The 23,956-nt window shown below is 70.0% G+C and carries 17 protein-coding genes; 4 read left to right on the top strand and 13 right to left on the bottom strand.

Annotation, left to right across the window (positions count from 1 at the left end; translation table 11 throughout):
- Nucleotides 1–116: 116 nt before the first annotated feature.
- Nucleotides 117–491 (top strand): hypothetical protein, encoded by a 375-nt coding sequence (locus tag ADL29_RS28385; protein ID WP_053926429.1) that lies wholly within the window; start codon nt 117–119, stop codon nt 489–491.
- Between the two features lie 129 nt (nt 492–620).
- Entirely contained in the window at nt 621–866 is a 246-nt protein-coding gene (locus ADL29_RS28375; RefSeq protein WP_211274404.1) for a hypothetical protein, read from the top strand.
- A gap of 369 nt (nt 867–1,235) precedes the next feature.
- Here ADL29_RS28375 and ADL29_RS28370 read toward each other — a convergent pair whose 3' ends face one another.
- A complete protein-coding gene (locus ADL29_RS28370; RefSeq protein ID WP_053926428.1) occupies nt 1,236–1,850 on the bottom strand; it encodes a TetR/AcrR family transcriptional regulator in 615 nt (204 codons plus the stop codon).
- Between the two features lie 160 nt (nt 1,851–2,010).
- Between ADL29_RS28370 and ADL29_RS28365 the strand changes: the two genes are divergently transcribed.
- The gene (locus ADL29_RS28365; RefSeq protein ID WP_053926427.1) at nt 2,011–2,970 is read left to right on the top strand and encodes an alpha/beta hydrolase family protein; all 960 of its coding nucleotides are present in this window, start codon (nt 2,011–2,013) and stop codon (nt 2,968–2,970) included.
- A 977-nt stretch (nt 2,971–3,947) separates the two neighbouring features.
- Nucleotides 3,948–4,982, top strand: a complete 1,035-nt coding sequence (locus ADL29_RS28355; protein ID WP_063788555.1) for a ketoacyl-ACP synthase III family protein — start codon at nt 3,948–3,950, stop codon at nt 4,980–4,982.
- A 57-nt stretch (nt 4,983–5,039) separates the two neighbouring features.
- Here the strand turns inward: ADL29_RS28355 and ADL29_RS28350 are convergent, their stop codons facing one another.
- The 12 genes from ADL29_RS28350 to ADL29_RS44655 all read right to left on the bottom strand — a co-directional run.
- Entirely contained in the window at nt 5,040–6,755 is a 1,716-nt protein-coding gene (locus ADL29_RS28350; RefSeq protein WP_053926424.1) for a carbamoyltransferase N-terminal domain-containing protein, read from the bottom strand.
- A gap of 23 nt (nt 6,756–6,778) precedes the next feature.
- Nucleotides 6,779–8,332 (bottom strand): amino acid adenylation domain-containing protein, encoded by a 1,554-nt coding sequence (locus ADL29_RS28345; protein ID WP_053926423.1) that lies wholly within the window; start codon nt 8,330–8,332, stop codon nt 6,779–6,781.
- A 14-nt stretch (nt 8,333–8,346) separates the two neighbouring features.
- Nucleotides 8,347–10,815, bottom strand: coding sequence for a non-ribosomal peptide synthetase (locus tag ADL29_RS28340; protein WP_053926422.1), 2,469 nt, complete (start codon nt 10,813–10,815; stop codon nt 8,347–8,349).
- The gene (locus tag ADL29_RS28335; protein ID WP_245689670.1) at nt 10,812–12,218 is read right to left on the bottom strand and encodes a serine hydroxymethyltransferase; all 1,407 of its coding nucleotides are present in this window, start codon (nt 12,216–12,218) and stop codon (nt 10,812–10,814) included. The genes ADL29_RS28340 and ADL29_RS28335 overlap by 4 nt, the downstream gene beginning before the upstream one ends.
- On the bottom strand, nt 12,215–12,901 hold the full coding sequence (locus tag ADL29_RS28330; RefSeq protein ID WP_053926421.1) for a thioesterase II family protein: 687 nt from the start codon (nt 12,899–12,901) through the stop codon (nt 12,215–12,217). Before ADL29_RS28330 ends, ADL29_RS28335 begins: the two co-directional genes overlap by 4 nt.
- Nucleotides 12,898–14,163 (bottom strand): condensation domain-containing protein, encoded by a 1,266-nt coding sequence (locus tag ADL29_RS28325; RefSeq protein ID WP_053926420.1) that lies wholly within the window; start codon nt 14,161–14,163, stop codon nt 12,898–12,900. The genes ADL29_RS28330 and ADL29_RS28325 overlap by 4 nt, the downstream gene beginning before the upstream one ends.
- Nucleotides 14,163–15,023 (bottom strand): SDR family oxidoreductase, encoded by an 861-nt coding sequence (locus ADL29_RS28320; protein ID WP_053926419.1) that lies wholly within the window; start codon nt 15,021–15,023, stop codon nt 14,163–14,165. The genes ADL29_RS28325 and ADL29_RS28320 overlap by 1 nt, the downstream gene beginning before the upstream one ends.
- The gene (locus tag ADL29_RS28315; protein ID WP_053926418.1) at nt 15,016–16,302 is read right to left on the bottom strand and encodes an MFS transporter; all 1,287 of its coding nucleotides are present in this window, start codon (nt 16,300–16,302) and stop codon (nt 15,016–15,018) included. Before ADL29_RS28315 ends, ADL29_RS28320 begins: the two co-directional genes overlap by 8 nt.
- Nucleotides 16,299–19,337, bottom strand: a complete 3,039-nt coding sequence (locus ADL29_RS28310) for a condensation domain-containing protein (RefSeq protein WP_053926417.1) — start codon at nt 19,335–19,337, stop codon at nt 16,299–16,301. The genes ADL29_RS28315 and ADL29_RS28310 overlap by 4 nt, the downstream gene beginning before the upstream one ends.
- On the bottom strand, nt 19,334–20,521 hold the full coding sequence (locus tag ADL29_RS28305; RefSeq protein ID WP_053926416.1) for a MupA/Atu3671 family FMN-dependent luciferase-like monooxygenase: 1,188 nt from the start codon (nt 20,519–20,521) through the stop codon (nt 19,334–19,336). Before ADL29_RS28305 ends, ADL29_RS28310 begins: the two co-directional genes overlap by 4 nt.
- Nucleotides 20,514–23,519, bottom strand: a complete 3,006-nt coding sequence (locus tag ADL29_RS28300; RefSeq protein ID WP_053926415.1) for a type I polyketide synthase — start codon at nt 23,517–23,519, stop codon at nt 20,514–20,516. The genes ADL29_RS28305 and ADL29_RS28300 overlap by 8 nt, the downstream gene beginning before the upstream one ends.
- A gap of 57 nt (nt 23,520–23,576) precedes the next feature.
- On the bottom strand, nt 23,577–23,956 hold a 380-nt coding region (locus ADL29_RS44655; RefSeq protein ID WP_245689669.1), incomplete at its 5' end, for a phosphopantetheine-binding protein.

The following is a 23,956-nucleotide window of genomic DNA, read 5'->3' as shown; positions in this document are numbered from 1 at the left end:
CAGTCCAGCCTCGCTCCGCTCGTACGCGTACGAGCTGCTGGCCTGGTTCCGCTTCCTTCTCTGCACTTTGCAACTCGACGAGCCGAGCAGGCCTCGTGCCTGCATAGGCTGCCCGCATGATCGTCCGCTGCACTCACATCACCAGCCCGGCGACCGGAGAGGTCGTGACCGACCACCCTTCCATCCGTGTCGGAGCGGAGTACCCGGTGCTGGAAGTCCTCACCACCGCGAACCGAGTGCTGCTCCGCATTCCTGAGCTGCTCGACACCACGGAGTACCGGGACAGCCCAGGGCTGTGGGACGCAGCGATGTTCACGGTCGTGAGCAGTCGAATGCCGAGCTGCTGGGTCGCAGCACTGGAGGACGGCAGACTGACCTTGGCGCCGCGTGAATGGCAGCGCGCCGGCTTCTGGGACGACTACTTCGACGATGTGCCCGCTGCTGTCGACGAGTACGCCCGGCTGAGAGCCGCGATCCTTGCCGACGTGTGATCGACGAGTTCTGATCACCGGTCGCTCTCCGCAGACCGGAGACGCGGCATGCCGAGGCTGACCGGCGCGATGCGAGCGAGCCGCTGGCTCTCTGCGCCTTTCTGACGGAGGAAGGTGAGGGTGAGGCCGATGTCCCCGATCTCTCCGAGCCAGCCCTCCTGCTCGGCACGAGTCCGGCGAGCCAGGAGATCGGACTCGATCGGCGAGGTCGCCGCGATCGAGGCCAGCCTCACCGCCGCAGAGCAGAAGCTCGGCACCATGCGCGACTTCGCGGCCCGGCGCCCCACCGTCCACCTTGGCATGCCCGACTTCCGCGGTGTCGTCGCGCGCATCGACTCCGAGCAGCGAAACGAGGATGCGAAGCCGCCGCCCTGAGGACTACAACGAGGGGATGACCGTCTTCCTCTGTTCCAAGTGCGGCACTGCGATCACGCCGGAGCTGGCCGAACTTGCCGCCATCCCTGCCGTCTCCGACGACCAGCGCGACCGGGACAAGGAGACACGCCAGGCACCTTCCACCGTTCCGCGGGGCCGCTACGCGATCGATCCCGAGCCCTGGGGACCTCCCTACATCGGCCGCGAATCGCTCGGGCACGACACGCCCGACGGTCCCCTCACCCACCAGGTGAGACGGACGACTGAGGCCGGCCGCCACGCGACTCGGCGGGACAATACGACAGCCTGGGCACCCCTCAGCGGTAGCAGTAGGACGTTTGCGAGAGAGATCGCCTGCCGGGGAGCGGGTCAGTGCGTGTCGTCGGCGCCGGGTGAGTGCTGTCGGCGCAGTCCTTGGAGTAGCAGTTCAATCAGTCGGCGGGGGTCGTAGCGGGGGTCGGTGTCCCGTCCGATGCAGAGGTTGCCGATGCCGCGCATGAGTTCGTAGGGCTGGATGCCGGGCGCGATGTCACCGGCGTCGGCTGCGGCGTCGAGGAGTTGGGCGCAGACAGGCATGAGGCGGTCGAGGAAGTGGGTGTGCAGGGCGGCGAAGCGGTCGCTGTCGGACTGCAGGGCGTCCGCGAGCCCGTGCTTGGTGATCAGGAAGTCGACGAAGAGGTCGATCCACTGGCGCAGTGCGTCGAACGGGGAGGGCGCGTCGGCCAGGAGGTTCGGGCCGGCCTCGGCGCACGCCTCGATCTGGTGGCGGTAGACGGCGGTGACGAGGTCCGCCCGGGTCGGGAAGTGGCGGTAGAGCGTCCCCAGTCCGACGCCCGCCCGCGCCGCGATCTCCCGGATCGGCGCATCGACCCCCGAGGACACGAACACCTCCGCGGCGGCGTCGAGCAGCGTCCGCTGGTTGCGCACCGCGTCCGCCCGCTTGCTGCGAGCAGACGCCCCTTTGGGCTGGCCTGCAGTGGGCACCACGCACTCCTTCCAGTGGCCGTTGACGAAACGGATCAGTGTTCCGTATCTTAAATGGAACAACGATCCGCTTTCAGGGTAGCTGACGGCGGGCGCTTCGCCTTACCTGCGGCAGGCCCTACACGACCGCCGGCAGGGGCCATCGAAAGGCACACCCCTCATGAGTAATCCCGCTTACGCAGCCGACACCCTCAGCTCGCCCACACCCGTCCTCTCGGTCAGCCCGGTGGTGCTGCCGGCTCCCGGCCGAGCCGTGGACCTGCAGGTGCGTGTCTCCGCCCCGGTGACGGGGAGCGAGCTGCCGGTCATCCTCCTCTCGCACGGCCTCGGCTTCTCCAACAACCTCTCCTCGCTGAACGGCTACGCCCCGCTGGCGAACTTCTGGGCGGCACACGGCTTCGTCGTGATCCAGCCGACCCATCTGGACTCCAGGACGCTCAGCCTGGACCCCGACCAGCCCGAGGCTGTACCGCACTGGCGCACCCGGGCCGAGGACATGACGCGCATCATCGACCAGCTCGACGTGATCGAGGCCGCCGTCCCGCAGCTCCTCGGGCGCCTCGACCACAGCCGGGTCGCGGTGGCCGGACACTCGATGGGCGGGCACACCGCGAGCCTGCTGCTGGGCGCCCGCCTCACCGATCCGCACGACGGAACCGAGGTGGACCTGGCCGAGCCCCGCATCAAGGCAGGTGTGCTGCTCGCCGCGCCCGGCCGGGGCGGTGACGCCCTCACCGCCTTCACCATCGAGAACTACTCGTTCTTCCTGACCACGGACTTCTCCACCATGACGACCCCCACGCTCGTGGTCGCCGGCGACAAGGACGACTCCGCCTTCCTCACGGTCGCCGGCGCGGACTGGCACGCCGATCCGTACACCCTCTCTCCAGGCCCCAAGTCGCTGCTCACCCTGTTCGACGCGGAGCACGGGCTCGGCGGGGTCTCCGGATACGACGTCGCCGAGACCACGGACGAGAACCCCGAGCGGGTCGCCGCGGTCGCGCGGCTCACCTGGGCCTACCTGCGCAGCGAGCTCTACCCCGAGGACTCCGCCTGGCAGACCGCGCGTGACGCGCTGGCCTCCGGCCCCGACCCGCTCGGGCAGGTCGAATCCAGGTAGACACTCAAGCGTCAGTGCCACCGTCGCCATCGTCGTCCGGCCCGGCCACGTCCGGGACGCGAAGCGGTCGCCGTAGCTTCGGCAGAGCAGGGCCTTGACAGCGCCTCAGTGCTGGATCAGGCCGCCGACCGGACGGCGACGACGTGGCCGGTCGCCGGAAGCGTCTGAGCCAGGGCAAGGCCGGAGTCCGAACGGACTCAGCGACTTCGCCGTTCGGCCCCGGCCGCAACTGGCCTCCGGTGACACGAACCTGGTAGAAGACGCCGACATTCTGCTGCTCGGGTCCGCCGGGGATGGCACGTTCGGGTGCGGGATCACCCTGGAGTCCACACCCAACAGGTGCTCAGCCATGAGGTCCTGGGCATGGACTTGGGCATCGACAAGGTCCACACCCTGAGCTCGGGCAAGGCGCCGTTCTTCGAGCGTGACCTGGACGAGCTCCTCGCCAAACACACCGCCAGCGGCCGGCTGAGGTGGGTGATGGTCGGCACTTCCGCCGACTGCTGCCCATGCCAACGCGCCGAAGGCCGCTACCGGTTGATGCCCGGACCACCTCATCGCCCGGCGATGAAGCCGCCGGGGCCGTCGCCCGCGCCCCTTGAACTCGATGCGCTCCGCACCCAGCGTGACCTTCTCCTCTTCCTCCTCATCGCCCTCACCCTCGGAGGGGGCGGAGAGCCGGCGCGGAACGGGCCGTTGCCGGATTTCCACCTCGCGGCCGACGGGTCTGCAGCTGAATCAGCGAACCGCCTTTTGGGCACACCAGCCGGCCGCCTGCACGCCGGGCTCGGGAGGCGCGCTCATGGGACCGGCAGTGCGGCCGTCAGTTGCAATGCCGGTGTGACTTGTCAAATTCACGTTGCCGGACCTTCCGGGATACACAGCTCTTGAATGCGCAGACTCCATACCCGATGATCTTCAGAGTCGGGATCTCTTTCTCGGCACAACCGAAGAGCGAAAGGTAAGTACTCGTAGCCATGCGCTGGAACGATATGTACATAGCCTCGACCGGAGTGTGCCTGCCCGGAAGAGACAGCACCGCACTCGCGGTGGCTGATGGCCGCTATGACGCTGAGGAACAGGAGAAGAGCGGCTATCGGTCCGTTTGTGTGGCCGCCGACGAGTCGGCGGCCGAAATGGCGGTGCAGGCGGCCCGGTCCGCAATGCAGCGGTCGGGCAGTGACGGTGAGGACATCTCGCTGCTCCTGCATGCGAGTTTCCATCACCAGGGCATCGACCACTGGACACCCGCCTACTACATCCAGAACGAGGCGGTGGGCGGTCGGGCCCCGGCTATCGAACTGAGGCAGGCGTCCAACGGCGGCCTGGCCGGACTCGTTCTCGCCATGTCATATCTCGCTACCTGTGAGGGCCGCGCCGCATTGGTGACGACCGCTGACAAGTTCGGCCCGCCGACCTACGACCGCTACCGCACCGAAAAGTGGCTGATCCTCGCGGACGGAGCCTCCGCGGCGGTCGTCAGCCGCGGCGCGGGGTTTGCCCGGGTGCTCTCGACTGCGATGGACTCGGATTCCACGCTGGAGGAGCTGTACCGGGGAAAGTTCACCGAGGCGAATTCGCTGACGGATCTACCGCTCGACCTGAGGGCCCGGAAAGACGTGTACATGGAACGGGTCGGCATCGCCGAGGTGGCCATGCGCGGGAATGCCGGTTTGGTTAATGTCGTAAAGACCGCTCTCGGCGATGCCGAGTTGGAAATCGGCGACATCTCTCGATTCGTGTTCCCGAACATCGGCCGGTCCCTGCTGCAGTGGGACTACCTGGACGCTTTCGGACTCGAGGAGTCACAGACCACTTGGGACTGGGGGATGGATGTCGGGCACATCGGTGCCGGTGATCAGTTCGGCGGTCTCAACCACCTCGTGGAGACCGGCGCACTGAGCGCGGGTGACAAAGTGATGCTGGCCGGTAGCGGCATCGGATTCAGCTGGAATTGTGCCGTGCTGGAAATCCAGGAATTGCCGGAGTGGACCACCTCGGCGAACGGTTGAGCGCCCGGAGCGCGGGCGGGTGAGCATACGTCCCACCCGCGCTCCGGGTGGCACGGCTCAGTTTCGCGGGGCGGAATCCTGCTGGGTGTAGAGGACGTTCTCGCTCCACACCTGACCGATCCGGCCCCAGGCCATGACCGAGGCGACATCGGGGAAGAACCCGCGCCCGTTGTGGTTGGCGCTGGTGTTGCACAACACAGGAATGCCGCTCAGGCGGTGGTACTCCCGCAGCACGGTCTCCAGCGCCGGGTCGTCCTCGCGGGAAACCGTCTGGAGCCGCGCAGTGCCGTCGAGGTGCAGTACGGCAGGAATCCGGTCCGTCCACGACGCGCGCACCATGTGGTCGAAGAGCATGTGGGGATCGGGGGTGCCGGGGTCGAAGATCTCCGGGGCCTCTTCCGTGAGGCAGATCGGCGCCACCGGCCGGTAGCTCTCCCGTCCCTTGACCTCGTTGAGCAGGTCTTTCATCGCCGGGTCCACCGCCGCCGCCAGGATGCTGCGGCCGCCGAGCGCGCGGGGGCCGAGCTCGGCTCGTCCGTTGACCACGACGACCGGCCGGCCGGTCTCGTGCAGAAGCCGGGCCAACTCCTCGGGGCCGCATGGCGCCGCCGTCCACCCGGGCAGGGGTTCCGAGGCGACGACCGCCGGGCCGCGACGGGGGTGCCAGTCGATGCCCTGGATCCCTGCGGTGGCCATGAGGCGGGCGGTGGCGGCGCCGATAGCGGAACCGGAGTCATTGGGGAAGGGGGGCACCCATACGGAGGCGAACGACGGGTGGGCGCGCAGGGCACTGTTCCACTTGATGTTCAGCGCACAGCCGCCGACGAAGCACAGGTTCCAGGGCCCTTCTCCCTTCCACTCCCGGACCTTGGCGGCCACCCGGTCGACCAGCAGGTCTTCCAGGAACTGGTGCAGGGAGGCCAGCACGTCCTCGTCGGAGTACCCCTTTCCGTCCAGCCGGACGCTGACGTCGCGGTAGAAGTCGTGGACATGGGACAGTGACGGCTCGGCGTTGCTGCCCCAGCCGCCGATCTGCGCACGGTACTCCGCCGCCCGCGGGCCGGGCCCCTCGAAGCACTCCTCGAACGATTCCTTGAAGGTCTGGACGATGTCCGGGAGAACCTTGCCCAGGGCGATGTACGCCATGAGCTTGCCGGCGACCGACAGATCGTCCACGGTCCGGGAGTCGTCGGTGCGCCGGAAGGGGCCGAAGTGGTGAGCGGCGGTCGCGTAGGCGTGTCCGATGAGGGGGAAGACCGGTCCCCCGTTCTCTATGCCGCGTTCCGGATCCACGAAGTACAGCCGGGGGAACATTCCGCCGTCCCAGACCAGGACGAAGGCCGAACGGCCTTGCCCTGCGAAGGGACTGGACGCATAGGCGCTCGCCAGATGACCGGTCGCATGCACATAGCTCGTATAGTCCAGCCTCTCCCCGTTGAGGGGGAACTGGGCTCGGTGACCAACCTGCAGAAGGTCGGTGATCTCGTCGTTCTCCCGATAGGGGGCGAGGTCGAGCGCGACGGGCGTCCCGTGGTCGGCGAGGGCGGTGTGGCCCTTGACCGCCCCGTCCCAGCCGTCGATCACCCACTCGTCGACATCGGAGACCTGGTAGCCGAAGTCGGCCAACAGGCGCGGCACGACCGAGAGATCGGCGACCTCGCTGTAGCGCAGGCCGTTGTCCAGCTTCTCCACCTCGACACTGAAGACCAACCGGTTGCCGTCGAGCAGCGCCACTGCTCCGTCGTGCGTGAGCTTGAGACCACAGATAAGCATGGGTACATCCTTCGTTGTAGTCGTCAGGAACCGGCGGCCAGGCTCTTCCGGTCGATCTTGCCGTTCGCGTTGAGCGGCAGCGCACGCTGGTGGACGAAGCGATTGGGGAGCATGTAGAGCGGCAGCCGGTCACGCATGAAGGCCGTCAGATCGCGGGAGGGCAGCTCACGCCCCGTGTAGTAGGCGGCGAGGCCCGTTCCCAGCTCGGTTTGGTAGGTGACGACCGCCGCCTCGTCGATGTCCGGGTGGCTGCGCAGTGCGGCCTCGATCTCGCCGAGTTCCACGCGATGCCCACGGATCTTGATCTGGTCGTCCAGACGGCCGACGAAGACCAGCTCGCCGTCCTCGATCCGCACCCGGTCGCCGGTGCGGTACCAGTGCAGGTCGGTCAGAGGGGTGCTGCCGTCGTACGGCACGGCGGGCTTGCCGGGCTCCCACTCCAGAAAGCGGCCGGCATTGTCCGCCGGGTCGAGATAGCCGTCGAAGCGCTGGGGCCCGCGGACACACAGTTCACCGACCTCTGCCGTCCGGCCGTCCTCCAGGACGACATGGTCGAGATGCGGAAGGATCCGGCCGATGGGCATGGCCCCGTCCGACGCCGGTTCGCGCAGCTGACCGTTCTTCGCCACAGGGGCCGAGGAACACATGACCGACAGCTCGGTCGGGCCATAGGTGTTGTGCACCTCGCTGTGCGGCGCAGCCTTGGCCCACAGCTCGACGTGTTCCGGCATCAGCCGCTCGCCACCGAAGAGGATGCAGGTCAGCGAGGGTGTGGACCCGGGTGTCAGAGCTCCGGTCCGGCCTGCTATCCCGGTAACCGACGGCACCGAGAACCAGTGTGTGAGCTGCTTCCTGTTGACGTAGTCGACCGGCCGGACGATATCGCCGCGCTGCGGTACGACCAGGGCTCCGCCGGAGACCCAGGCGACGAATATCTCGTCGACGGAGCAGTCGAAAGTCAGCTCGCTCGTCTGGGAGAACCGACTGCCAGGACCGAATCCAAACCGCTGGATCTTCCAGTCCGCCATGGCCAGGATGTTCCGGTGCTTGACCGGTACACCGCGCGGCCGCCCGGTGGAACCGGAGGTGAACATGATGTACGCGATGTCATCCGCGCCGGCCGCCGCGGCCGGCTCCCGGGGCTCCGGTCCCTCATGGGGGTCGCACAGGCCGGCGAGCACCGCCTCGGTGAGGGCCATTGCGGTCGGCTCCGCCGCCGCGGACAGCTCCTTGGCCTGCTGCGCCGCCGCCTCATCGGCGACGATGAAATCGAGACCGGTTGCCTCGGCGATGCCTACGTTGCGGGACAGCGGTGCCTTGGGATTCATCGGCACCACGGCGGCGCCGAGGCGCAGCGCCGCCAGGTATCCCGCATAGGCAGGCAGACTGCGCGAGGCCAGCAGCCCCACCCGGGCGGGCCGGGCGCGGTGCTCTGTTGCCATCATGTCGGCGAGCCGGCAGACCACCCGGTCGAGCTGGGCGTACGTCAGCACATGGTCCTGAACGTCCAGGGCCACTTCGTCGGGGTGGCGGCTCACGGTGGAACGGAACCGGCCGTACAGCGTGGGCGATGCCATTGGTTGATTACTCCTCATGTCGTCCGGGCCGTCGCCTCGTCCGAGGGCGCGCTTGTCGGCGGGGTGTCCTTGGTGATGACGCGCAGGTGGGCGGCGAGAGCCTTGACCGTCGGGTTGCGGTAGAGCTCCGCCCACTTCAGCGCCGGCGAGATTTTCGGCATGCTCCGGATGGCCTTCATCGAGTCGCCGCCCAGGGCGAAGAAGTCAGCGTCACGCCCGACCGAATCGAGGCCCAGGACCTCCTGCCACACCCGTGCGACGTGTTCCTCCCAGACGTCGCGCGGAGCGTCGTCATCGGTGGCGTCGGCAGTGGGAGCGGGGTCGGGCAGCGCCCTGCGGTCGAGCTTCCCGTTGGCGCTGAGTGGCAGCTCCTCAAGCACGACGATGGTGCTGGGCAGCATGTAGGAGGCGAGGAACTCCCCGGCGTAGGAGCGGAGTTCGCCGTCCGCCAGGACGACTCCGTCCTTCAGGGTCACGTAGCCGGCCAGGTGCCGGTCGCCCGTCGTGGCGTCGGTGCGTGCGGTGACCACCGACTGCCGTACGGCAGGATGTGTCCGCAGGACGGCCTCGATCTCCCCGAGTTCGACGCGCAGGCCCCGGATCTTGACCTGGAAGTCCAGCCGCCCGAGCAGTTCGATCACTCCGTCGGGCCGGTAGCGGGCGAGGTCGCCGGTGCGGTAGACGCGCTCGCCGGTCACCGGGCCGTGGGACCACTCGGTGAACCGCTCGCTGGTGCGCTCCGGCTCGCCGAGGTACTCGCGGGCCAGACCGATCCCGGCCAGGTACAGCTCGCCGGGCACACCGATGGGAACGGGACGGCGCTCCTCGTCGAGGATGTAGGTCCGCTGGTTGGCCATCGGCACGCCGTACGGGATGCTCGTCCAGTCCGGCTGGGTCTCGGTGACCTCGAAGAGGGTCGAGTGGATGGATGCCTCGGTGGCCCCGCCGAGGGCGATGAACCGCAGGCGCGGAGCAAGCCGGCGGATCCGGTCGGGCAGGGGGACCGGTATCCAGTCTCCGCCGAGCATGGCCAGGCGCAGACTCCCGACCGGCTGCGCCCCGCCCTCCTCGAGACGGGAGACCAGCAGTTCGAGCAGTGCCGGTGCGGAGTTCCACACGGTGATGTGGTGCGCGGCAACGAGCTCGGCCCAGTGGGCGGGGTCCTTGGCGCGGTCGCCGTGGGGCAGGACGAGGGTGCCGCCGGCGGTCGTCATGCCCAGCATCTCGTAGACGGACATGTCGAAGCTCGGGGAGGACAGGCCCAGCACGCGGTCGCCGGCGCCGATGCCGTAGCGTGAATTCAGGTCGGCCAGGTTGTTGGCCACACCCCGGTGGCGCAGCGCGATGGGTTTGGGCGTACCGGTGGAGCCCGAGGTGAAGATCACGTAGCAGAGGTCGTCGGGCTGCGCGCCGCCCTCCGGGTTACCCTCCGGACGGTCGGCGATCAGCTCCGCGTCCCTGTCCACGAGAACGGTTTCGATACCGGAGGCCGGCAGGGCGCCGCTCAGTCCGCTCCGGCTGATCATCACCGAACACCGTGCGCTCTGCACCATGGTGGCCAGCCGCTGTGCCGGGTACTCGGGGTCCAGGGGCACATAGGCGCCACCCGCCTTGAGGACCGCCAGGACCGCCACGAGCAGTTCCGGCGAACGCTCCATACACAGTCCGACACGGCTTTCCGGGCCGACCCCCAGTGCGCGCAGGTGGTGGGCGAGACGGTTGGCGGCGCTGTTGGTCTCGTGGAAGGACAAGCTGCCGGTGCTGTGGATCACAGCCGGGGTGTCGGGGGTTTCGGCAGCCCTGTCCTCGAACGCGCGGTGCAGACATACCTCGTACGGCAGGCCGGCCGCGGTGTCGTTCCACTCGACCAGCAGGCGCGTCTCTTCCTCGGGTGGAAGGAGCCGGAGCGAGGCCACGGGGGCGTCGGAACGCTCCAGTCCCGCTTCGAGGAGGGTGCGGTAGTGGCTCAGGAAGCGCCGGGCCGTCTCCGGATCGAACAGGCCGGAGTCGTAGTGCAGTTCGACGCTCATCGGCCCGTCCCAGTTCCGGACGCGCAGCAGGAGTTCGTACGGTGCATTCTCCCCGGCGCCCCCCGGCCCGACCGCGAACGCCACTGCGGGGACGTCGTGGCCGGCGAGGCCAGGGGCCGGAGCGCCGTACCGCAGGAGGTCCCGCAGGGTGGCTCCGTCCGGAACGGCGGCTTCGACGGCGGCCCCCTTCGGCGCGGCGTCGGCGAGATGCGCGACGGGGAGCAGTTCCCGCCCCGTGTAGCGGTGCAGCAGTGCGACCAACCCCGCGTGGAGCACGGTGGCCGGATCGCTCTCCGCTGCCTTCGCCAGCCCCTCCAGCGCCTCCGACACCAGAGCGGAGAACGTCACCGCTTCGACCGCGTCGCAGCGTGGCGCGGTCCGGCCCCGGGGCCGGTCGGCCGGCATCAGCACCGGTACGGCCGGTGTGCTGCTCTCGATCGGGCTCTTGCTCACAGCACTCTCCTCGTCTCGGCGGGGACTGCACTCGGGTCGTGACAGGGCAGGGGAAAGGCGGCACACAGCTGCGCCACTGCGGCGCGCACCTGGTCGCGTACTTCGCGCGGCAGCCGGTATCGCGTGTCGCTGACCGGCGAGGTGGCGGTCAGCACCTTGTCGAGCAAGCGGGCGCAGTGCGCCATCTCTGATGCCCCCATGCCGCGCTGCGCGAGGATGTTGGTGCCGAGTCGGAGGCCGCTGGTCACCAGGGGCGGCCTGGTGTCGCCGGGGATGCGGTTGCGGTTGGCGAGGATGCCGCACTCCTCCAGAGCGCGCTCCGCGACCACTCCGCTCATGCCACGGCCCAGAAGGTCCAGCAGCACCATGTGGTTGTCAGTGCCGTCGGTGAGCACCTGGTGGCCGGCGGCCGAGAGCGCCGCAGCAAGCGCCTGTGCGTTGTCCACGATGCGCCGGGCGGCCTGCTTGAACTCCGGCTGGACGACGAGGCCCAGGGCGCGGGCCTTGGCGGCGATCGCGGCGGGATCGGGGGTGCCTTGCGAGCGGGGGAAAACGCCGCGCTGCATGAGCTGGGCCAGCGTGCTGCGGCCGTCCGGGCCGGGCGTGTCGTGCTCGCGTCCCATCAGGATCAGACCGCCGCGCGGACCGCCGAGCTGCTTGTACGTGCTGGTGGTCGTGATGTGGGCCAGATCGATCGGGCTGGGGTGCTCACCCGTGACGACGAGGCCGGCGATATGGGAGATGTCCGCCACCAGGTAGGCGCCGACCGAGTCCGCGATCGCACGGAAGCGCTGGAAGTCGATGGTGCGCGGATAGGCACTGGCTCCCGCGATGATCACGGTGGGCCGGTGGGCACGGGCGAGTTCGGCCGCCGCGTCGTAGTCGATCAGCCCGGCTTCGTCCAGTCCGTAGTGCACGGCGGTGAAGTGATGCCCCGTCATGGACGCGGCAGATCCATGGGTGAGGTGTCCCCCGGAGTCGAGATCCAGTCCGAGCAGCACACCGCCGGGGGCGAGCAGGCTCGTCAGTACGCTGATGTTGGCCGACGAGCAGGAGTGCGGCTGGACGTTCGCGTAGCGCGCGCCGAAGGCGGACTTGGCTCGCTCGACAGCCAGGCGCTCGATCTCGTCGAACCACACCGCACCGGGGTGGTAGCGGGCGCCCGGGTAGCCCTCGGCCGTCACGTTCGACAGGGCCGAGCCCGCTGCCGCCAGTACGGAGGGGTGGGCGACGCTCGCCGAGGCGACCATCGCCAGCGTCGTGCGCTGCCGGGCCACTTCGTCGTCGAGGAGCTCGGCGAGTACCGGGTCGGTGCGGCTGAGCAGTGCCGACCCGTGGTCCAGCAGTCGACGCTGGTCCCCCTGCCGCCCCTCGAGGGGTGATGCGCTCAGGTACGTGTTCACAGCAGTTCCTCGACGGTCTTCCAGATCAGTGGCCAGTCGTCGGTGAGGTACATGTGGCCGCCGGCCATCTCGACCGCCTCGAAGGGGCCGGCGGCGAAGGCTGCCCAGTCCAGCCAGTCCGGCACCGGCACGCTGTGGTCCTCGCGGCCGCGCATCGCGGTGAGCGGCATAGGCAGCGGTTCCGACGTCGTGGGGACGTAATTGCTCAGCAGGCGGACGTCGGCACGCATGACGGGCAGCAACAACGACCTGAGTTCGGGGTGGTGCAGAGCTTCGACCGACCGCCCGGTCATGGCTTGCACGTCGTTGACCGCCTGCTCGTCGTCGACGTCCGACACCTTGAGCTGCCGGCGTCGGCGAGGGCTGACCGCGCCGCTGACGATCACGTGCTCCGGGAGGGGGCCGCCGATGGCCAGCAGATGCTGTGTGACCTCGAAAGCGAGCACCGCCCCGAAGCTGTGGCCGAAGAGCACGAACCGGTCGCTGCCGGCCGCCGTGCGGATCCGTGCGGTGGTCCGCTCGACGGCCTCGGATACCGAGGTGTAGAAGGGTTCGGTGAACTCCTCCTCGCGTCCCGGGAGCTGGATCGGGACCGCTTCGAGGCGGGGCGAGCTCAGGCGCTGCCAAGGCCGGTAGACCCCAGCGCCCGCCCCGGCATAGGGCAGGCACATCATCTTCGTCATCGTGGGCTCTCCTTGGGCGGTTCGGTCAGCAGCAGGTCGAGATGGTGGTGGAAGGAGCGCAGGAAAGCGTCGAGCCGGTCCGCCCAACTGCCGGACTCCGGGGCCTGCAGCACTCCTTCGAAGGTGTCCTCGCCGGTCTCGTGCACCTGCATCTGGATCTCGGCCTGGCTGCCCACCGGCTGGACGGGAACGGTCCGGAAGCGGGCAGCGCCCGCCGAGTGGACGGTGCGTGGCCAGCTCTGGAAGGCGAAGAGCGCCTGGAAGAGCGGCATCCTGCGGGTACGGTGCGGCCGGCACACCCGGATGATCTCGTCGCACGGCAGGTCCAGGTTGACCAGCCCGTCGACCACGGCCGCCCAGACCCGTTCGATGACGTCAGGCCCCGCCAGGCCCCGGAGGCGAACGGGCACCGTGTTGAGCACACAGCCCACTTCGTCCTCATCGCCCGCCGACCGGACGGAGACCGGTGTGCCGACGCAGAAGTCGTCCGCGCCCGTCAGTTCCGACAGGGCCTGACCGTACGCGGCGAGCACCAGGCCGAAGGCGGAGACCGCGTGCTGCCGTGCCCGTTCACGCAGGGCCGCCACGGTCGCGGCCGACAGCACCGTACGGCGCTCGGCCACCGTCGCCCTGGCGAGGTCGCGCTGGCTCATGTCCCGGCCGCCGGCGGGGAGGTCGGGGACGTCGGCCAGTGCCTGGAGCCAGTGTGCGCGCAGTTCCGCGTGCCGTGCCGCGTCCGGTGACACAGGTGCCGAGCGGCGTACGGGCGGCGCGGCGCGGTCGGCCGCGCCGGTTTCGCACGCGTAGGCACGGGCCAGGTCCTGGGTGTAGATCTCGTGTGACAGGCCGTCGAAGGCGACATGATGTACCGCCAGAAAGAACGCGGCGCCGTCCTCGTCCGGGGCGACTGCGGTGCGGTGGACATCCCCGGCACCGATGTCGAACCGGTTCGCCAGCAGCAGCTCGGCGGCTTGGGCGAAGCCGGTGCCGGCCGGCAGCACCACCGGCGGCCGGACGGGCGGAGCGGCCAGGACGTGCCGACGCAGCTCCCGTCCGTTCTGCACGAACGCGGTGCGCAGGGCCTCGTGCCGCAGCACCACGGTATGCGTCGCGGCTGTCAGGGCCGGCAGGTTCAGCGGCCCGTCCATGCGGATGTGTCCGACCGCGCAGTTCGCGCGAGAACCGGGGGCGATCTGTTCGGCGAACCAGAATTGCCGCTCAGGAGATGAGGCCTGCTGCCAGGAATGCTGTGGGTCGGTCATCAACGCACCGTGTATCCGGCGTCGACGGGTATCGCCGTGCCTGTGACATGCCGCGACGCGTCGCACGCCAGCCAGAGCGCGGCGGCGGCCACGTCCGCGGGATCGGTCAGGGTGTTCATGGGCTGCTGCTCGGTGAAGAGCTCCTGATGGCCGTCGGCCAGCAGGTCCAGGGCACGGGCGACCTCGGACAGCATGCGCCCTTCCATCTCGGGGTCGTCACGGATGTTTCCGGGGCAGACGGCGTTCACCCGTACCCGCATCGGCGCGTAGTCGAGCGCGCTGGCCTTCGTCAGCCCGATCAGCCCGTGTTTCGCCGCGACGTAGCCGGCGAAGTAGCGGTAGCCGACCAGTCCCGCGGTGGAGGCGATGTTCACGATGCTGCCGGACCGGCGCTCCGCCATGAGCGGTGCGAAGAGCTTCGTCGTCCGCCACGCTCCGCTCAGATCGACGTTCAGCAGCAGTTCCCACTCCGCCTCGGTGGTCTCGTGCACGGGACTCCCCGACGGCGCGACGATGCCGGCGCTGTTGATCAGCGCATCCACCTTTCCGTACCGGCTGAGGACCACATCCCGGACCTCTTCCAGCGCGGACAGGTCCCGCACATCAGCGGTGGCGGTGAGCACTTCGACGCCTTCCCTGCGGCACATCTCGGCGGTGTGATCGAGCTGGCTCACCGTGCTCAACGGGTAGGGGACGCCGGGCACCTCACCGTCGACGTCGACGAGCATGAGGTCGGATCCCTCGGCGGCGAAGGCCAGCGCACAGCTCCGGCCGACGCCACGGGCCGCACCGGTGATGACCGTGACCTTGCCGTCCAAGCGCCCCGGTGCTGCAGCCGTCGGCTCTGCGGTGTCAGTCATGGGAAGGAACCTTTTCCTGGTCGGGGCCGGGCACGACGGGAGCATCCATCTCCTTGAGCGCGCGGCTGCGCAGCGAGAGGAGGATCAGCACGACGTAGGCCAGGCCGAAGCAGGCCATCGCGATCCGTAGACCGCCGTATTCGACAGCCCATCCGGCAGCCAGGATCCCCAGGGGCGCGGCACCCATCCCCACGGCTCCGGTCAGTCCGAAGACCCGGCCGCGCAGGTCCTCCGGCACCCGCTCCAGCATGACGGTGCTCAGCACCGGATTGAGCGGTCCTGCCGCGAGCCCGGACAGGAAGGTGAGGGCGAGCATCACCGGCAGGCCCGGCTGGGCCACGAACAGCAGACGCAGCGCCGCAATGACCGCGAAGCACCCCAGCAGGGTGAGTCTGCGGTTGCTGAGGAACCGCCGGCTGGCCGGCCCGTAGAGGAAGGTGCCGGCGATGGCTCCGCAGCCCGACGCGGCGAGCAGCCAGCCCAGCGATTCGCCGTTGCCGAGCACCTCGCGGGTGTAGACCGGCAGCATCAGAGGGGTGAACGCGTCGTCGAGGAAGTTGGTGACGAAGACGAATGCGGTCATCGCTCCGATGACGGGCATCGTCTTGACGAGGGCCAGGCCCTCCGTCAACTGCCGCCCGAAGCCGACAGACGGACCGGCCGGGCGGGCGGGCGCGCGGGGCACCGCGAAGGCGATCAGGGCCGAGGCGATGAGGAAGCTCGCGGCATCGACGTACATACCGGTCACCGACCCGCTGACGGCGACGAGGAGACCGGCGAGGGGGGCGCCGGCCACCAGACCGAGCCGTGGTGCCGCCTGGTACCAGGAGTTGGCGTTCTCCAGTCGTACGCCGGCGGCCTCGGCCAGCGGCTTGATCATGCTCAGCCGCGCGGCGGTGGCCGGCGTCGCGACGACCGTCCGCCCGAACAGCATGCACAGCAGGGCAGGCGTCGGCAGGCCGGTGGTCTCGTCCAGGAGCGGGATCAGGCCTATGATCAGGCCCGCCAGCAGGTCGGAGAGCACACTCATACGGCGTCCGCCGACCCGGTCGATCAGGACCCCGCCAAAGGCCCCCGCGAAGATCAGCGGCAGCGAGTTGGCGAAGCCGGCGAGGCCGGTCTCGACGGCGCTGCCGGTCTTGCCCAGGACGTAGAGCGGAATCGTCACAATGGTGACGGCGTTGCCGAACGACGAGAGGTACTGGGCGACGAGCAGGACCGTCAGCGGAGCCCGTCGGAGTGCCGGCCGCGCGGCTGCCGGATCGGCCGTACCGGTCACTTGCTTCCCCCTCGGGTCTGTCCGAGCCGGGCGAAGAGCTCGTCCATGCCCTGCTCCGTCACGCCCAGCCGACCGGGAACCGTCTCCGCCGGAGCCGGCCGCAGCAGGGCGTCGAGGTCGCGCGCAGCCTGCGCTGCGGCCTCCCGGACAGCGTGCTCAGGGACCGTGTCCGGGCTGTAGAGCCAGCGCATCACCACCTGGTCGCCGCGGATCCCGACAGCGACATCCACATCCACCTGACTCTCCGTCAGTTCATTTCCCTGGGCCGCGATTTCGCCCGAGACGGCGAAGAGGCCGGCGGAGCCCTCGCCCGGATCCGTGAGGGTGCCGACGTAGTTCACCACGACCCGTGGCAGTGCCAGGGCGGCGAACTCCGCGCGCAGCTCGGCGTCCGCCGAGCACAGCAGCAGGGCGAACGGCTTGCCGCCGTCGGGTACCGCGCGCAGCGCCTCGTCGACCGCCGCGAGATCGTCCAGTGGCCCGCCACCGGTCAGCGGCACATGCAGGGGGTATGCGGAGGAGTAGTAGCCCACCGCACGGCCGGGGTCGAAGTCCGGCAGCGCGGGCAGCGGCTCACGCCCCAGCCCCATCACCGACAGCACCACGTCCGGGGAGTACGGCCGCAGCGCCCGCGCCACGGCGGTGACGGACTCCGCCTCCAGGGAGCGGCGACGGGTGCCGCACGGCACCGTCACCTCGAAGTGCACCTCGCTGCCATGCAGGTTCGGCCGACCGGATGTCCAGCTCAGCGGCCGTACGGCGGCGAGCTGCGCACGCCAGTAAGCGGCTTGTGGTGCCGGGTCGATCCGGCGGAGTGCCGCCGCGTACTCCAGGTAGCCGGTTCGCTCGGCCTCCAGGGGCAGACCCCGGTACGCACGCGCCAGATCGGATATCACCACGCCCCACGAGAGGCCGTCGATGACCAGATGGGAGGCGCTGAGCACCAGCCGTCCGGGGCCGTCCGGGATCAGGCTCACCGCGAACTGCAGGCCCGTTGCGGCGTCGAGCTCGGCGCGCTGCGCGGCGGCCACCTCGTGAGGCGCCGCGTCGGGCTCTTCCAACCGCCAGCGGTATCGGTTGCCGGGGTGTGCCGTGCGGGCGGTGCCCGTGGTGGTGAAGATCGTGGACAGTGTCGGGTGGGCAGCGAGCACGGCGTCCACAGCGGCGCGCAGCCGTTCGGCCTCCAGCGGCTCGGTGGCGTCCAGCACATAGCTGTGCGCCCATAGCTCCACCTTCTCCAGCCCCGCCTCGAAGAGCAGTTCCTGCTCGGGGCCGAGAGGCCCGACGGGCTCCGGTGTCCGGGCCGCCGGCACCGTACCCGTCCGGCTGAGCAATGCCTCGGCCAGCTGCCCGAGGGTGGGGTGTGTGAAGACGTCCTTGAGCGTGACGGTGAAGCCGGCCGCCCTGAGCTGGTGTGCCAGGCGCACAGCGAGCAGGGAGGTGCCGCCCACTTCGAAAAAGACGTCGCCGGCGTCCGCCCGCGGCAGCCCCAGCACCGCGCGCCACACCTCGGCGACCTTCCCCAGGTCGCCTGGGGCCGAAGAGGAGGTGTGCACGGCCGGGGCGAACACCGACTGCGGGGCGTCGCCGCCTCGGACCCGGCGTACCCGCAGTGGGGTTCCGGGCGCGTCGACGAAGCGGGCCACCAACTGCAGGAGCCGGCCGGCCATGCGCTCGATGGTGGCGTCCCGGAAGACGGCGGTGCGGTACTCGATGCGTCCGTACACCACCTCGCCCACCTGCCACCAGGCCACGGTCAGGTCCATGGAAGAGATGCCTTCGGGGACCGCGTTGGCGTAGATGTCGGCACCGGGCACGGTGAAGAACACCGTGTCGTCGAGGGTCAGCTGCACCAGCATGGTCTGCAGCAGCGGATAGCGCGTGGAGGTGCGGTCGGGAGCGGCCGCCTCGACGATTTCGCTGAAGGGCACTTCGCGGTGCTCGGCAACGGCGGTGGAAGCCTCGATGGTGGCCGCAAGCACCTGATCGGGCGTCGGGTTCCGGGGCAGCCGGACCCTGATGGGCACGTTGGTGAGCAAGAACCCCACGAGGTCCTCGGTGACCGCCTGCCCCCGTGTCACGCTGGGGACCCCGACGACGATGTCACGCTCGCCGGTCTCCTCGTGCAGCAGCGCGACATAGGCTGCGACCATGGCCGTGGCGGAAGTGGTCCTCGCCTCACGGGCCTTGGCGAGGAACGCTGCAGCGACGTCTTGGTCGAGGATGAAATTGTACTGTCGGCCCGCGTGGTCGGAGCTGTTGGGCGTGCCGTCGTACGGGAGCGGCAGCCTGCCGGGCACGTCCGCCAGATACTCCCGCCAGAAGGTGCGGTGCTCGGCGCCTCGGGGCCCGGCGAAGTACTCCCTCTGCCATTGGGCGAAGTCCCCGAACTGTACAGGCAGGTCCGGTACGTGAGGTGTGGTGTTCTCCTTGATCGCCCGGTAGTGCTCCAGGAGTTCGCGGTTCAGCCGGACGTAGGACCACTGGTCGGTGAACGAGTGCGGCATCGTCTCGACGACCTGGTAGTCGCCGCCGCCCAGATCGGCGATGCCCAGCCGGAGCACGGGGTCGGCCGAGAGGTCGAACGGGCGCTGTACCTGCCGTTCGATGAAGGCGGCGCGGCGGTCCTCCCTCTCGGCGCTGGGACCGTCCGCGAGATCGGCGAAGGTGATGTCCGCCGTCCGGTCCGGGTGCACGCGCAGATACGGGGTGCCGTCCTCTGTCTCGACCCCGCAGCGCAGCAGTTCATGCCGACGCACCACCGCGTGGGCGGCCTCGGTGAACGCCGCCAGGTCGAATTCGCCATGGAAACGCAGGCCGAAGCCGAGGGTGTACGTGATGCTGCCGGGATCCAGCTGGTCCAGGATCCACAGCCGTTCCTGGTCCATGCCCAGTGGGAAGCGCTCGCGCGGGCCGGACCGCGCACGCAGCGGCGGGCCGGTACGCGCGGACGCCATCTTGGCCGCCAAGGCCGCGCGTTGCGCAGGGTCGAGCCGCGCCAGCCGGGCCGCGACGGCTTTCCTGTCCAAGGTCATGCCGGGGCTTCTTCCTCGTCGACGTGGCGAGTGGATTCCGGGGCGCCGTCCGGGCCGCGCGGAGGGTCGGCCGGGGACAGTGCCAGCAGCGCCGGCAAGGCGGCGAGGATGGCGGCGGCCGGCAGGCCGAAGTCGACGAGGAAGCCGACCTCGTCGGCTCCCGCGTCGGCCAGCTCGGCAAGGACGGAGGAGGCCTTGGCCGGGGAGCCCAGAAGGGACGGGCCGTGCAGAAAATCCAGGTAGGCGCTCTCCAGCAGGACTTCTTCGTCCGCGGTGGAGGCGGCCGTCTGGCTGCGGAAGGCCCGCAGGTAGCCGTGCATGGCCGGACGCAGGAAGTCCTCGCAGTCCGGGCGGTCGCTGACATGCGCGTGGACCATGACCACCACATCGCCGTTGCCGCGGTGTCCCGCCCCCTGCCAGGCCTGCCGGTATCGGGCGATGTTCTCGCGCAGCGCCGGCATCGTCTGGCCGAGGAGCGCGGTCATGACGCCGTATCCCGCCCGGGCCGCCTGGGTGAAGGTGGCCGGGTTGCCGGCCGCGGTGAGCCACACCGGAAGGTCGGGCTGCACCGGGCGCGGCTGGGTGCGGACCTGCGCCTCGCCGCCGGCCGTCGTGGGGTACCCGAGGGTGTCCCCGCGCCAGTGGCTCCTGACCTGCTCGATCGTGCGGGCGGTGACCGCCCGCCGGTCCTCGTAGTCCTCCCGGGCGAGCACGAAGTCGTCCGGGTGCCAGCCGCTGGCGAACGAGATGCCCGCCCGGCCACCGGACAGGTTGTCGACCAGGGCCCAGTCCTCCGCGATACGTGCCGGGTGCTGGAGCGGCGCGGCGACACTTCCGGCTCGGATGCGCAACTGATCGGTGCGCGCGGCCACGGCGGCACCCAGCACAGCGGGATTGGGTGAAAATCCGCCGAAGTCCACGAAATGGCGTTCGGGCAGCCAGATGGCGTGCAGGCCTGCGGCGTCGGCCATTGCGGCGGCGTCCAGCACGAGGGAGTAGTACTCCCGGGCCGGCATCGCGTCGGCGCTGGCGAAGAAGTAGAGGCTCTGCCGGGCCGGGGCCCCCGCCGGACCCGGTGCGGAGTCCGCCGAAGCGGCGTGTGCACCGCGCCGGCGCATGCCCTGTGCCAGTCGGCGGCGCTGCTCCGGGCTGAGCGCGGACAGGCGTCCTGCGAGGTCACTCATGGTCCGGGGTTCCGTTCTCTGCTTCGAGCTCGTCGAGCAGTCGCAGCAGCTCCTCGTCGTCACGGTCGGAGGTGAGCTGCTCGATGCGTCCGGTGAATTCGCCCAGCGAGGAGAACTGATAGAGGTCCTGCAGGCGGGTGTCCAGGAGGAGTTTGTCGTTGATCACGGTGACGAGGTGCGCCGCCTGCAACGAGGTGCCGCCGAGCGTGAAGAAGTTGTCGTCGGGGCGGAGCGGGGCGCCGCCGAAGGTGTGCTGCCACACCTCGGCGACCGTCTCCCCCACCCCCGCGCCGGGGGCCGCACCGGGCTCCCCCGCCGTGGCCTCTGCCGGTGCGCCCGGGCGGGGGTTTCTGTCGGTGTTCCGGCGGGGTACCGCGTCGGTGGGTGGGATGCGCTCGACGGCGTCGATCCAGTGCCGGTCCGGCGCGAACGGATAGGTGGGAAGGGCCGCGGGGCGGGCGGGGCGTGCCATGCCGAACCGGACTGTGCAGCCGGCGGTCCAAAGCTGGGCCATCGCGTCTTCACAGGCGAGGGCCTCGCCCGACTCCTGGGTGCCGAACAGGTCCGTCACCAGTGGTGACCGGCCGGCCCGGCGCGCTGTCTGCCGCAACAGGTTCGTCATCGTCCGGCCCCGGTGCAGTCCGAGGACCACCGACGGCGCGGCATCGGTCAGGGTGCGCATCGCATCGTCCAGCCGGACCGTGCTCCGCAACTGCTCACCCCAGTAGGCCGGATCAGTGGCCTGACCGGGAGCCAGCTCGTGGCCGGTGAGGTTGGAGATCACGGACAGCTCCGGCTTCGCCAGCGGAACGTTCCGCAGGAACTCCGTGAAGGATTCGGCGGCCTGCACCATCGCCCGGGAGTGGAATGCGCGCGAAGTGGCCAGCCGCGTCGCGGTGATGCCCTTCTCGCGGCAGCGCGCCTCCAGCGTGGCCACCGCGTGGGGTTCGCCGCCGAGCACCGTGTTGTCCGGCGCGTTGAGACCGCACACGTCGAGCGGCAGTCCGTCGGCGATCTCGAGGGCCACGCTCTCCCCGGCCTGCACCGCCAGCATCGCCCCGGCGGGAGCGTCGGCCATCAGCCGGCCGCGGCGGACCACGGCGGCCGCCGCGTCCTCGACGGCGAACACCCCCGCATGGGCGGCCGCGGTCAGCTCACCGACGCTGTGTCCCAACAGAACCCCAGGCCGTACGCCGCGCCGCTCCAGCAGACGCAGTGCCGCGAGGCCGAGCGTGAAGAGCAGCGGTTGCACGACCGAGGTGTCGAGCAGGCGGGGGTCGTCTGCGGTCCACGCTCCGGAAGATCGCAGGTCGGGCCCGCCGGCCCGGCGCACCGCCTCGCGCAGCATGGCCAGATCGGCCGCGAACTCCGCGTCCACGGTACGGAGTTTTTCGCCGACACCGGCCAACGCCACACCCTGCCCCGGCAGCAGCACGGCAGTGACCGGCTGCTCGGAGCCTGCCGTACCGGCTCCGGGCCCGCTCGCCTCCTTGAGCTTCGCCCGCAACAGGGCGCGCGCCGCGCTCTCCTGCGCCGGGAGAGCGGTGGCCCAGCGGTGACGAAGCTGCCGCCGGCCGTGCCACAACGTCCCCAGGACGTCGGCGACCGGGACCCGGGCGCCCGGGCCGTCGAGCCAGTCGGCCAGCCGTCGCGCCTGTTCGGACAGCGCCCGCCCATCGGCGGCGGAGAGCACCGCGACCCCGCTTCCGGCCGGCGCGGGAATCGCCGGCGCACGCTCCGCCGCGGCCAGCACCACATGCGCGTTGGTGCCGCCCAGGCCGAAGGAGCTGACGGCTGCCCGTCGCGGCCTGCCGGGCGCCCACGGGGCCGCCCGGCGAGGGAGGAAGAAGCGGCGGGAGCCGAGGTCCACGTCGGGGCCGTCACCGGGCTGGGACGGCGTCGGCGCGATGACCCCCTCGTCCAGCGCGAGCACGGTCTTGATCAGGCCGATCACCCCGGCCGCGGTGTCGCAGTGCCCGATGTTCGCTTTGACCGCGGTGAGAGCACAGGGTTCGGCTTCCACCGCGGATCCGTAGACCTCGGCGAGAGCGGCGAGCTCCACCTGATCGCCGAGGCCGGTTCCGGTGCCGTGCGTCTCGACGAGGGCGATGTCCGCGGCCGAGAGGCCGGCCGTAGCGAGGGCTTCCTCGATGACCTCGGCCTGCCCGCGCGGGCTCGGGGCGACCAGGCTCATCCGTTCGGCGCCGTCGTTGTTGACGGCGCTGCCGACGATGAGGGCACGGGTGCTGTGGCCGGCGTCATCCAGGTCGGCGGCACGCCGCAGGACCACGACGCCGGCCCCGCTCGAGGGAACCGTGCCCCGGCTGCCCTCGGTGAAGGCGCGGCACCGCCCGTCCGGCGAGGTGATGCCGCCCTCGGTGTACACGTACTCGGGGTCCGCAGTGGGGTGAATCGTCACACCACCGGCGATGGCGATGTCGCACTCGTAGGTGAGCAGGCTGCGCACCGCCTGGTGGACCGCGACGAGTGAGGTCGAGCAGGCCGTCTGGACGGTGATGCTCGGGCCGGTGAAGCCCATCCGGTAGGAGAGCGCGGTCGCCAGGAAGTCCCGGGAGTTGCCGAGCTGGATCTGCTCCGGCCCCAGCGACCGAGTGACCTGCTCGTCGCTGAGTACGTTCGTGTGGAGATAGGTGTCCGGGCCGCAGCCGGCGAAGACACCGACGCGGCTGTCGGACCGCTGGGTGTCGAGCCCGGCGTCCTCCAGGGCCTGCCAGGCCAGCTCGGTCAGGACGCGGTGCTGCGGGTCGGTGGCGGCGGCGTGGGCCGGCAGCACGCCGAACAGCTCCGCGTCGAACTCGGCGAAGCGGTCGATCTGCCCGGCGCGCAAGCGGTGTTCCGCGCTTTCGCCGTCCGTCCGCGCCGCCGGCAGACCCACCGTACCGTCGTTGATCATCTGCCAGAACGCTTCCGCGTCGGCGGCTCCCGGTACCCGGACGGCGAGGCCCACCACTGCTACCGCGTTGTCGAACTCCCCCATGTCTTCTCCTCGTTTGTGTCTCTTACGTGTGACCGAACGCCGGTGGAAGGGCGCTGGTCAGCCTGATGTGGTGGGAGTACGGGACTCGGCGACCGCGACCAGGCGCCGTGGCGTCGGGTGACGGAAGATGTCCCGCAGTTGTACGCCGACGAATCCGTCCTGCCGGAGGGCGGCATTGAGCCGCACGGCCAGCAGGGAGTTGCCGCCGACCTCGAAGAAGTTGTCGTCGGGGCCGACCGGCAGCCCGATCGCCTGCTGCCATATACGGCTCATCCGCATCACCGCGTGATCACCCTCGGCCTCCCCGCCGCCGTCCGCCCGCTCCGTCCCGGGCGTCGACTCGGTACCTCCATGTGGTGCTTCCCCTCGCTCCGGTGTTGTTTGTGGTGGGGGGAGTTGGTGGGGGTCGAGTTTGCCGTTGGGGGTGAGGGGGAGTT

It is taken from the genome of Streptomyces chattanoogensis (assembly GCF_001294335.1).
Lineage (GTDB): Bacteria > Actinomycetota > Actinomycetes > Streptomycetales > Streptomycetaceae > Streptomyces > Streptomyces chattanoogensis.
The sequence above is the reverse complement of the archived record's forward strand: the minus strand, read 5'-3'. Positions and strand labels throughout refer to the sequence as shown.

What these genes read in the sequence shown, in the direction of transcription:
- ADL29_RS28355 (WP_063788555.1), top strand. Translation starts at nt 3,948, where the DNA reads ATGCGCTGGAACGATATGTACATAGCCTCGACCGGAGTGTGCCTGCCC.
- ADL29_RS28385 (WP_053926429.1), top strand. Translation starts at nt 117, where the DNA reads ATGATCGTCCGCTGCACTCACATCACCAGCCCGGCGACCGGAGAGGTC.
- ADL29_RS28325 (WP_053926420.1), bottom strand. Translation starts at nt 14,163, where the DNA reads ATGACCGACCCACAGCATTCCTGGCAGCAGGCCTCATCTCCTGAGCGG.
- ADL29_RS28300 (WP_053926415.1), bottom strand. Translation starts at nt 23,519, where the DNA reads ATGGGGGAGTTCGACAACGCGGTAGCAGTGGTGGGCCTCGCCGTCCGG.
- ADL29_RS28305 (WP_053926416.1), bottom strand. Translation starts at nt 20,521, where the DNA reads ATGAGTGACCTCGCAGGACGCCTGTCCGCGCTCAGCCCGGAGCAGCGC.
- ADL29_RS28350 (WP_053926424.1), bottom strand. Translation starts at nt 6,755, where the DNA reads ATGCTTATCTGTGGTCTCAAGCTCACGCACGACGGAGCAGTGGCGCTG.
- ADL29_RS28320 (WP_053926419.1), bottom strand. Translation starts at nt 15,023, where the DNA reads ATGACTGACACCGCAGAGCCGACGGCTGCAGCACCGGGGCGCTTGGAC.
- ADL29_RS28375 (WP_211274404.1), top strand. Translation starts at nt 621, where the DNA reads ATGTCCCCGATCTCTCCGAGCCAGCCCTCCTGCTCGGCACGAGTCCGG.
- ADL29_RS28365 (WP_053926427.1), top strand. Translation starts at nt 2,011, where the DNA reads ATGAGTAATCCCGCTTACGCAGCCGACACCCTCAGCTCGCCCACACCC.
- ADL29_RS28330 (WP_053926421.1), bottom strand. Translation starts at nt 12,901, where the DNA reads ATGACGAAGATGATGTGCCTGCCCTATGCCGGGGCGGGCGCTGGGGTC.
- ADL29_RS28345 (WP_053926423.1), bottom strand. Translation starts at nt 8,332, where the DNA reads ATGGCATCGCCCACGCTGTACGGCCGGTTCCGTTCCACCGTGAGCCGC.
- ADL29_RS28310 (WP_053926417.1), bottom strand. Translation starts at nt 19,337, where the DNA reads ATGACCTTGGACAGGAAAGCCGTCGCGGCCCGGCTGGCGCGGCTCGAC.